This window comes from Campylobacter troglodytis, from assembly GCF_006864425.1.
In the GTDB taxonomy this organism is placed as follows: domain Bacteria; phylum Campylobacterota; class Campylobacteria; order Campylobacterales; family Campylobacteraceae; genus Campylobacter_D; species Campylobacter_D troglodytis.
On the sequence record NZ_QHLI01000098.1, the window covers coordinates 1 to 4,624 of the forward strand.

Here is a 4,624-nt window from a genome sequence, read left to right on the forward strand (position 1 = left end):
TTTGGCAGAGCAGTGTTTTACCACTTGCGTATAAACGTAGCCGTTGCGTTTTAGCATACCAAACACAGGCGTTTTCTTGCCAGCCCCACGCCCACGCTTACCACGCACACACCTTGCCCCAAAGTAACTTTCATCGACTTCGATTTCGCCACTCATTTTGCTGATTTTTTCGCACTCTTTGGCTATCAAAATGCGAATTTCACGCAAAATTCTATTCACACAAGGACGAGAAATTTTGCAAATTTCAGCAATTTTTTTCGCCTCTAAATCAAGGCAGAAATACTTCAAAATTCCTTAAATTTCTTTTGAGACAATTCTGGAATGAATCATATATTTGTTTTTCATTTTGCTCTCCATACTTTAAAATGATCTTGTATCAATTTAAAGTATCTTGAGCCTTTTAAAAAGTGGTGCTTTAACTTGGCTAAAATTCACAAGGCTTTTTTGAAATATTTGATTTAAATTCTAAATTCGCATAGTTGCTTAAAGGATTTTAAATTCACACAAGACTTTTAAAGATGTTTAAATTCGCATATTTTGTTTGAAGGATTTTAATTTCACATAGGCTATTAAAAAATAACCTGCGAATTTAAATTCATATGAGCTAGCCGTCAAGCATAAATAAATTTAGAATTTGCAAAGAACTTAAGGTATTAAAAGAAGATTAAAATTCACACAAGGTGTGAAAGCTAAGTTTAAAATATATGAAGTAGCTAAGGCGTGAGGCTTAAATTCACGCTTAAGCTAAAAGCTAAGGTTTAAATTCACATTTAAATTTGAAAGATAAAGCTTTAAATTCACATTTAAATTTAAATATCAAGCTTTAAATTTACATCTAAGTTTAAATCTTTAAGCTAAGATTTAAATCAAAACACAAGGCTTAAAATTCAAGTAAAGCAAAGTTTAGTTTGCAAATAAAAACAGCTCTTTTATAAAAAAGCATCGATCCTTCTCATATCAAGTTTTGCAAGTAGTCCGCAAAAAAGATCTTTTTGCTCCCACTGCCATCTTATAGCTAGACAAAAGCTCTTTTTTGGATCAATTTAACAAGTTCGTGCAATAAACACTTTTTAACAAAGAGCCTTTATGCTTTCAACTCATCCCCACATGGTGAAATTCTTCTGGGTGTTCGAGGGCATAGCGGAATTTTTCCATATCAATTTGTCTGTCCCAAATGGCTACGATTAAAGCTGCAACACTGTTTCCGCAAAGATTACCCACCGCACGCATCTCGCTCATAAATTTATCCACACCCAAAAGCACGGATATAGCAGCTACTGGCAAGACCTCAGCAAGTGTAGCACCCATTCCGTCATTTGCCTCTGCTATGAACATAGATCCCAAGGCACCCAAGGTGCTTCCAAGCACTATGAAGCCACTTCCTGTAACGCCCACAGCGCCCTTGCTTGCTATCATAAGGACAATTAAAATGCTTATTTCGTGTGCTAGGGATAGATTTACCCCAAAGGCTTGTGCTAAGAAGATAAGTGCCATTGCTAGATAAATATTGGTACAATCAAGATTAAAGCTGTATCCTGTTGGAAGCACAAGCCCCACAGTAGCCTTTGAAAGCCCTGCGTGTTCAAGCTTTCTCATAAGGGGTGCAAGGGCTGATTCGCTCGAACTTGTAGCAAATACGATTAAAACCTCACGAGATATAAAACGCATAAATTTAAAGATATTTATCTTTACAGCCCAGCAAATTAGTCCCAAAACCCCAAAGATAAAAATAAGACAAGAAAGTAACATTACCAAGAGCAGGTAGCCAAGATTTACCAAGGAGCCAAGTCCGTATTGAGCTACTAAAAAAGCCATTGCCGAAAAGGCAGCCACAGGGCTAAAATACATTATAATTTGCAAGATCTTAAAGACGAAATTTTGCAAAAGCTCAAAGATCTTTATGAAAGACTGCTTGTCTTCATTTTTAAGCAAGGAGATAATTATGGCTGTAAAGATAGCAAGGACAAGAACTTGCAAGGTCTTGCCATCTGTGAAGGGGGTTATGAGATCACTTGGCCAAGCACTTTTGAGTATGGTCATTATCTCACCAGCTGCACTTACTTCGATTTGCTGGTCTGTATATTTAGCAACGCTTGCACTGTCGATAGCTGAGGCGTCAAGATTCATCCCTGCACCAGGCTTCATAATATTAGGTATTAAAATTCCAACAGCCAAGGCAAGTGTAGAAACCACCTCAAAATAAATAACAGCCTTTGCTCCAATGCTACCAAGCTTTTTTATGCTTTCAAGGCTTATAATGCCAATTACTAAGGTAACAAAGATAATAGGACCTATGAGAAGCTTTAAGGCCTTGATGAAATAATCCACCCCAGGCTTACTAGCAAGGGCTAACTCCTTGTCGGCATAGCCAAGTATTATACCTGCTATGATGCCAAAGATCACCCAAAAGGCAAGACTTCTTAACATACGACTTAAAAATGAGGGCTTGTTTTGTGCTATGTGCTGACTTAGAGTATCCAAGGTGGCTCCTTTGAAGTTGATTTAGTGCTTTTATGAAGGCTTTTTAAAACTGCTGATCTTAGCGGACACATTCGTCATTTTGTCTTGCAAGCTAGGTTTTAGCAAAGAAAGCTTGCTTTCACAAAAAGCTTGCTTTCGCAAAAACTTCGTTTCGTCTCACAGGCTAGATCTAAACAAAGAAACTGCGTTTTCGCAGAAACTGCCTTTCGTTGCGTTTAGACTAGGACGGTAAGGATCAATATTTTGTAAATAGCCCTTATAAAAACTTTTTTCAAAAGATGGGTTAATAAGATTCCTTGTTGTTTTAAAAGACACTCAAAAGATTTTTGCAAAAACTCTGCCTTGCAAAGCATTAAGCTTTTTATCTAAGTGCTTAAAAGGACAAGCTTGTTTTAGCTATTTTAAACACTTTCTTAATGCTAAAAAATTCAAGCAAGTAAATTTGATAGCCCATTGTTTAGTGCTTTGATTAAATTTATTTTAAAGATTTCTTAAATATTTCATTATAACACAGTTTTATCTTAAAATAAGCTTAAAATCACGGTTAAAATTCAAGCTTTGTCAAAATCTAAGCTTTTTTTGAATTTTTTAAATTCTTTCAAAGAGACTAGAATATTATACTCCTTACAAGCTAGACCTTGTAAAATTCACAACAGAGCGTGAATTTTGTTTGCTTGTTTTAATGACGTTTAAGAAAAGTTGAAAAAAGAGCCTAGTGCCAAACAAACTTAGAAACAAAATTAAGGCTTTTGCAAGACACAGTTAAAATGCTTTGTCAAAATGCTTTGTCAAAATAAATTTAAGCATAATTTAATGAACTTAGCTTTGCAAAGCTTTTTTAAGCTACAGAGTGAAATGTGAAGATATGAAAACATAAAAAGATAAACTGTAAAAAGATGAAAAAACAAGAATATAAACCGTCAATAAAAAAAGCAAAAAGCTTAACTGTGAAAAGGCAAAGTGCAACAAAAAAATGCAGAATATTAAGTGTAGCAAGAGAAAATATAAACTGTAATGATATAAAAGGTAAAAAGATAAGAACTTAAAGTGCGTTTCTGTTGTCTCTTAGAGCATTAAAGATATTTGCAAACATTTCTTTTGTGAATTCTTTCAGATCCTTGTCGGTGTTGCTTTTTTGATGTAGGCTTTGCATAATTTCTTGATCTATTTTTTTGATCTGTTCTATGAGAGTTTTGTCCTTATTATCTTCAAGATCTGAGAATAAGCTTCTAAGATGAGGCCCCAATTCTCTGTAAATAGCCTCCATTAAATCAGGATATATGGAGGCAAGATGTCTAATAACTGGCGTTACGGAGGAGAGCATGTAACTTCCTTAATGATTTTTAAGGCAGTTTTAAAGACCTTGCCCCGCTAAGCATTAAAGCAATAAGCATTCCAATACTAAAAAAGCCTTAAATATAGGCTTAAAAAAACTTTTTTAAAAGATTTTTCGAGCTAATTTTAAGAACTTTTAATGATTGCAAGCCTTGAATTTTTTAAATTTAATCCTTTAATGGATTACAAGAAAAACTGTTTAAAAGATCTTCTTGTTTTTAAAAAAGCAAGGCATAAGTTGATAAATTGCGGCTTGGTAGTGCTATGAAAAAAAAGCTTTCTTGCAAAAGATTAAAGATAAAATTGCATAACTTCATAGCCTTTGACAGGGCTTGAATTTTTTTGAATGTTCTTGCTTCTTAAATTTGATGGGATCTTTTAGCTTACTTTAAAAAACTTTTTTCAGTAAAAATAAAAGATACTTGATATTTTTAGCTAATGGCTAATGCTTAATTAAATTTGGCTCAAGATACTCTAATAGGATTTTCTCTTATCAACTTTAATAAAATTGGATAAAGATTTTTGTCCTAAATTTTTTGTCTTAATTGCGTTTCTTTTAAATGAAGCACAAATTTTTTTTAGTCCTTAAATTTAGCTAAACTAAACTTTGCAAATCCTCTTCTGCTTACAGTTGCGAGTGTGTAGCACGAAGCAAAAAATTCACAATTTTGTTGATATGATTTCGTGCGTGTGCAAACTCGTTTTTAGAGTGTTTTACTCGGTAATGCGCCTTTGCTCCTTCTTGTAAAGGGACGAGCCTAGCGTTGTAAAAAATCAACCAAGCCATCGTAGGCTTTGAAGCTATCAC

2 protein-coding genes and 2 pseudogenes are annotated in these 4,624 nt (G+C 34.2%); all 4 read right to left on the minus strand.

What is annotated here, in order from left to right; translation table 11 throughout:
• A pseudogene (locus tag DMC01_RS11925) lies at positions 1-357 on the minus strand (transposase); the annotation flags it as partial.
• 735 nt (positions 358-1,092) lie between these two features.
• On the minus strand, positions 1,093-2,481 hold the full coding sequence (locus DMC01_RS11930; RefSeq protein WP_142694417.1) for a cation:dicarboxylate symporter family transporter: 1,389 nt from the start codon (positions 2,479-2,481) through the stop codon (positions 1,093-1,095).
• Positions 2,482-3,523: 1,042 nt separating this feature from the next.
• Positions 3,524-3,805 carry a hypothetical protein gene (locus DMC01_RS11935; RefSeq protein ID WP_142694418.1) on the minus strand — a complete coding sequence of 94 codons (282 nt, stop codon included), beginning with the start codon at positions 3,803-3,805 and terminating at the stop codon, positions 3,524-3,526.
• Positions 3,806-4,280: 475 nt separating this feature from the next.
• A pseudogene (locus tag DMC01_RS15490) lies at positions 4,281-4,624 on the minus strand (hypothetical protein); the annotation flags it as partial.

Excerpts from the sequence above, each read along its gene's own strand:
- DMC01_RS11935 (WP_142694418.1), bottom strand. The coding sequence starts at position 3,805 with ATGCTCTCCTCCGTAACGCCAGTTATTAGACATCTTGCCTCCATATAT.